This window comes from Candidatus Hydrogenedentota bacterium (assembly GCA_012523015.1).
In the GTDB taxonomy this organism is placed as follows: Bacteria; Hydrogenedentota; Hydrogenedentia; order Hydrogenedentales; family CAITNO01; genus JAAYBJ01.
This window is the reverse complement of record JAAYJI010000022.1, coordinates 1-5987: the sequence shown is the minus strand read 5'-3', so window position 1 is coordinate 5987 and position 5987 is coordinate 1. Positions and strand designations below refer to the sequence as shown.

The following is a 5987-nucleotide window of genomic DNA, read 5'->3' as shown; positions in this document are numbered from 1 at the left end:
CTTGTATCGGGTAACCAAAAGAAGGGGATCTTCATGGTAATGAGACTTTCTTAAATTCGGGTGTTCGAAGCAAGAGTGGAGTGACGGCTTAGGGAAGGTTGATCGTGCTTCTACAGTGTGCTCCCGGCAACCAGTCTTTTGATTATACACGAAGCGTGTTGTTGGTGAGAGACAGGCGCGAGAATAGTAAGAGGAAGACTCGTCTGAAAAAAAATGCTGCACGACAGAGGATCGTGCAGCACGGTAGGTCTTCATTCTGTAAAGGGTTATCGGATTTGTAAAATCTCGCAGCCTCGTCCTTGGGCAATAAGTGATTTATAGCTTTTCAATTCCGCTTGCGTTGCGGGATCGGTCAAGTAAATCGTTTCGCCTTTCTCAGCGGAAAGGTAGGCGGCCTGGCACAGGCGTGTTATTTCAAGACCATAGGCGAAATTAAGGAAAGCGTCTTTGCCTTGCTTAAAGCATGCGATGGCATCTTTGATCTCGTCCACATAGCCGTAGAGGTCAGGTTCGTTCGTTTCCACCGTGAGCAGTCCACGGCTCGCCGTCGATTTTTCCAAAGCCGTTTCGCTGTCCGCTACGGCTTCAGCGGCATCATCGCCAACAAAGACTTCCAAGGCAGAGCGCTGCGTATTGAGTTCAAAGGCGTAGCCGGGTCCTAAGCCGTCCATGAGCAAGCGGAGTCCCTGTTTGTCATACATCCACGAGTTGGTGAACTGGGCTTGTACCAATTGACCGGTTTCGGGATTCTTAAACGTGACCATGCCTGTTGCAAAGTCTTCGCCCGGTATCTTGCTATAATCTACGCCGGTTCGTTCCAGCAGTTGTTGACGATATTTGGGGATACCCCATTTTAAGAGGGAAGTGACTGCGCTGACGGAGATGGGTTCGAGGAAATCGACCGGCTTGCCGTAAGGTGTCAACACGAACCAGCCCACAGCGATGGAGTGGCAGCCCATATCGCTGAGCACACCGCCGCCTTGTTTGGTCGGATCCCAGAACCAGCCTTCATGGGGACCGGAGTGTTCTTCAGCACTGCGCGCCAGCGCCAAGGGGCCCATGGTCTTTTCCACGGGAGCCAATTGTTCTTTTTGCGCACGAATGCCTTTCATATGGATTTGGTTTTCGAAATAGGCGGTAGGCATTTTGATCTCAGCAGCAAGATCCACCAATTGCTGTGCTTCTTGGATAGTGCGGCCTAAAGGCTTTTCACAAATAATACCTTTGAGCGCGGCGCCTGCCTTCACGGCTTCCACGATTTCTTTCATGATCTGGATACGCACGAAATTGGGCGCGAAAATAGCGACTGCATCAACGTTTTTGCAAAGTTCGCCAACAGAATCGTAGACCACACAGTCGCCCAGGTTATTCGCTTTGGAATAGGCTGAAAGTTCTTCCGCGCCTTTCAGCGCGTGGACACCGGCCAGTTCACAGCCGCGGATTTGGCTTAGCGCTTTGGCTTGGAATTTGCCAATAAATCCGGCACCAATGAAACCAAGTTTGAAATTAGCCATGTTATATACTCCTTCCGCAAAATGCGGTCTTGGGTTGATGTCTTTGATTATAAGAAAAATCCGAAACAGGTTCAACAAGGCACAACGCGACGCAACGCCCTAGTCCCGGTAACTATATGAAAATAGCTTGCCGCCTGTTTCAACGCGGCTTAATCGCCTTTATTGTCCCAGTTGGGCGTCAGTTCCAAATAGAGTATCCGTATTCCTCTACGAATTTTAAGAACCACATATTCTTCTGCGGCGTCAATGATGGCAGTCATTTGTTCGCGCACCTCGTCCACTGTATTCACGGGTGTATCGCCAATACCGATGATGAGATCGCTCGTGGACAATCTGCCCAGCGCTGCCCAGCCGCCCGGTTTAACTTGTTCTACAAGTACACCGGTCTGTTCCTGCGCCCATTTTTCAGAAGCGCGGTCAAAGTAGGTGATATCACGGACAGTAAACTCAAAGACTTCATCTTGGTATTTTTTCATTTCGCGCGCCAGTTTCGGCGCTTCCACTAAGACAACAGGGAGGGACAGCTTCTCTGAGCCCCGCTTTATGCTGAGCTCGACCGTGTCGCCGGGAGTGTATTGACGTATATAGGCCGCCAATTCTTCATGATGTTCCGGCAACGCAGCGGTCATCTTCTCGCCGTCAACGGATAGAATAAAGTCGCCCACAGTGATGCCCGCTTTCGCTGCGGTACTGTCTTTATATACTTGCGTGACGCGGAACCCGGTCAAGGTCGGCTCGTCCATGGACTGGGCAATATCGCGGGAAATGACTTGATATTCCACAGGCAGCCACGCTTTTTTAACTTCCATGCCCGGATCGCCTAGGGGGCGGATACCAATTTTTACGATGGTTAAGAACCGGTCATTTTTACGGTCGAATGCGGTTAAGACAGGTCGCGGCGCCGTGCTTTCTTCCATGAGCTTGGTCGTGATTTCGCGGAAGTCAGCAACATTTTTAATGGCTTGCCCCTCAATCTCTACAATCACGTCATCTCTTGATATGGGGGGGACCGCATCGCCTGCCGGGCCGCCTGATTGCACTGAAGTCACCAGAACGCCCTCTGTATTATCGCGTTTCATTTCTTTTGCCATCATAAAGGAGATATCACGGATTGTGATGCCCCAGTAGAGTTGCTCAAATTGGAGGAGTTCATAGGTCTCTCGTTCTATGGGAACCACATCAATGATTTCTTGCTTCCCGTCCCGTTCTATGGTGAAGCGTGCCGTTTCGTTGGTGGGCAAGTCTGCCACGAGGAGATTGAAATCCGGCAACTGCACCAAAAAACGAATGTCGATAACGGTATCGTTGATAGCCGTCAGCAGATCGCCTGAGCGAAGCCCGGCCTTTTCCGCCGGTGAATCTGCAATAACCGTATTGATCAGCGCGCCTATTTTTCGTGTGTCTGATTTTAAACGAGGCTGCACATTTAACCCCACCCACGAACGATGCACATTCCCCGAACGGATAATTTCTTCCGCTACACTGCGCGCAAGGTTGCCCGGTATGGCACCGCTCAGTCCCATGCGAATTTCATTAATGCCGATTACTTGTCCCTGAAGATTCACAAGAGGTCCGCCTGAGTTGCCGCCAAAAATCTGTGCGTCATGGGCGAGCCAGCGCACCAAGGCGCCCACATCCTCGCCGTCAATGGTGAGTCCGCCGTCGCGGCTCATCCATTCAGGCATGGTCATTTCCGTGTTGCTGATAATGCCCAAGGTGACAGACTGGGACAAGGCCAAAGGGCTGCCCATCGCTAATACATGATCGCCTACACAAACGCCTGTGCAGTCGCCCCATATGACTACCGGGAATTCAATGTTGTCGTCCGTTTTTAAGCGAATTACAGAAATGTCAGTCAAGGGATCAGTACCCACCAGTTCCGCTTCAAATTCAGACTTGTCGGCGAAGACACATTTTAATTGCTTCGCATGGCCGGCAACATGATGGTTAGTTATGACGTGTCCTTCTTTCGTGATAACTACGCCGCTGCCGGATGCCTCAGATTTCATTTCGCGTCCGTCACGATAATAAGCTTCCACCACATCAATACGTACCAGAGAAGGTGTGACCTTGTGAACCGCTTCTTTGATCGTGTCCGCAAGATTGGGAAGAGTCTCGTTCGTCACGGCAGCTGTGCTTTCATTGCTGTAAGCGGGCAGCGCAAAGGCACATAGAAAACAAAGGGAAAGTAGAGAGAGGAGAAGTCGCGTCATAGTATTGAAAGTCCTGTTGAAAAAAAGCTTGAGTCTTTGAAAAACCATATCAGTGCTGCAAGTTGCAAAATAATAATCAGGGGAATACCGAGCATAAACTTGGCGTGTCGAGTTTTATGCCGAACGGAAAGCATGGTTAAAAACATGATAAGAGAACCACCGGCAACCGCCAGAAGGAGCAGCGTACGTTCGCTTATGCGCCAACGCTGCGTTCTTGCTGCGTATTTATCGTAGCGGGTAAAGAGCCAGGCTAAGAGATTGATAACACCAAGATAACCGACGGCATATAACATAGAAAAACGCTCCTTATACCTGATGAATCTGAATCCAAAATTTATTTTGGCGCCGTAGTTTGTAGGAATACCTTCTCATTATTTCAGCGTCTAAACGTTTATTTGGATCATATGGTTAAGTACGAGTTAAAAAGACAAGATTGAACCGATCAGGACAAAAGAGATTCTAACACATTCACCGTGTTTATGTCTTTTGAAAAGATAAGGATCTCTGAAAGAGACGATGATATAGCGTAATATTTCGAAACCGTACATAAATAATAGGGTACATCGAAGTGGAGATACTCGGTTGAAGCTTAAAATATCTTTACAATAGGGATTTTATATGTAATACTGAGTATCCGATTAAAATTAATAAATACGAAATTTTGATTTATATTCCGATTAATATAAGTAGCGTAATGAGCCGGAAGATTGTAAATGGAGGTTGCTTATGACTATTTATGCGTGGATTATTGTCATTGCTTTGGTCGTGCTCTTGAGGATTGTTGCCAGAATCATTGCGCCCATCAAAATTTCGAGTATAGAGGAATTGCAAAAAATCGGCTATGTTAGCGGCTGGCCATTGGACGGCAAATATATCCTCACTAAAGATATAGATGCGAGCATAACGATAACGTGGAATCATGGCAGAGGTTTTTCACCTATTGGCAACAAAATCAATCGATTTACAGGAACGCTTAATGGTCGTGGTCATGTGATTAAAGGGCTGTATATCAACCGTCCCGACCAAACAAATATAGGGCTTTTTCGATCTTTAGTATCTTCTGCATCCATAAAGAATCTTGGCTTGGAAAATTGCACGATCATAGGCGGCTCTTATGTCGGTGGTCTGGCAGGTTACAGTAGCGGTTCTATTAGTGGTTGCTATGTTTCCGGTAAGATCCGTGGAAGCAACAATTCCTTTCATATTGGCGGACTCATAGGATATATTCGTTATGGAACTGTTAAAGATAGCTTTTCTGTCTGTGACGTGTCCGGCGGAAATTTTTCCTACGATATTGGCGGTCTTATTGGTAAGAGCAGCGGTACGGTCAAAAATTGCTATGCCGCCGGATCCGTCAAGGGGGGCTCATGGGTTGGCGGTCTTGATGGAAACAATTTTAAAGCTTTGCTGAAGCAGTCCTATGCCACGGGATCCGTAACCGGCAAAAAAAATGTGGGCGGTCTTGCAGGTTATAGCCACGGTATAATACGCGAATGTTACGCGACCGGAACTGTCTTTGGCGAGGATGGCGGTCGTGGTCTCGTCGGTCTCAATGAAGATGGCCGTATTCGAAATTGCTATTGGGACACGGAGCAGTCGGGACAATTATTGAGTTTCGGAGGAAAAGGCTTCAATACGGTACAGATGACTTACCCTTATGAGGAAAATATCTACAAGGATTGGGATTTTATCCATACCTGGCAACATGATATAAACGGTGTGAAAAATGGCGGTTATCCTTATCTAAAATTCCTACCGGAATTTCAATTAAAAAGCAGTGCAGGGCATAGGACGGATACGGGAAAGAAATTTTATTCTCTACATGGACCGTTAAAGGCAAAAGTGCCGTGCATCAAAATAGTTAAGCGGCCGGATACGGATCACGAACAAGACCACTAGGAAATGAATGGTTCAAAAAAGCTTCGTTAAATCCTTTTATCTTGAGTTTTAGCTTTACACTTGACTAGCCGGCCTGTCCACTATGAGCGAAGGTCTTTGACTTCGCGGGCACTTTACTTATCTCATGCTAACCCAACAACTGTAGGGCGAGATTTATCGCACCCTAGGAATTACCCTATGGACCGCATGGACAACGGCAATACATAGGAAACGAGTGCATGCGGATCGTGCGCGCCCTCTCTGACAACAACCTTGATACAGTCACCTTCTTTAAATTAGTGTAGAGGGCAAGGAGAACTGAATTATGAGAGATGTTGATGATGAAGGGTTGTTAGTTTCAAAGAATTCGTCTTTTATTTGT

General features: G+C 47.4%; 4 protein-coding genes. 1 reads left to right on the top strand and 3 read right to left on the bottom strand.

Annotated elements, in window-relative coordinates; all coding sequences use genetic code 11:
* Positions 1 to 266: 266 nt before the first annotated feature.
* The 3 genes from GX117_01050 to GX117_01040 form a co-directional block, all read right to left on the bottom strand.
* Positions 267 to 1514, bottom strand: coding sequence for a Gfo/Idh/MocA family oxidoreductase (locus GX117_01050; protein ID NLO31932.1), 1248 nt, complete (start codon positions 1512 to 1514; stop codon positions 267 to 269).
* Positions 1515 to 1663: 149 nt separating this feature from the next.
* Positions 1664 to 3727, bottom strand: a complete 2064-nt coding sequence (locus tag GX117_01045) for a PDZ domain-containing protein (GenBank protein ID NLO31931.1) — start codon at positions 3725 to 3727, stop codon at positions 1664 to 1666.
* A complete protein-coding gene (locus GX117_01040; GenBank protein ID NLO31930.1) occupies positions 3724 to 4020 on the bottom strand; it encodes a DUF1294 domain-containing protein in 297 nt (98 codons plus the stop codon). The genes GX117_01045 and GX117_01040 overlap by 4 nt, the downstream gene beginning before the upstream one ends.
* Before the next feature lie 433 nt (positions 4021 to 4453).
* On the opposite strand from GX117_01040, the gene GX117_01035 reads away from it, so the two are divergent.
* Entirely contained in the window at positions 4454 to 5626 is a 1173-nt protein-coding gene (locus GX117_01035; protein ID NLO31929.1) for a phage tail tape measure protein, read from the top strand.
* Positions 5627 to 5987: the final 361 nt, after the last annotated feature.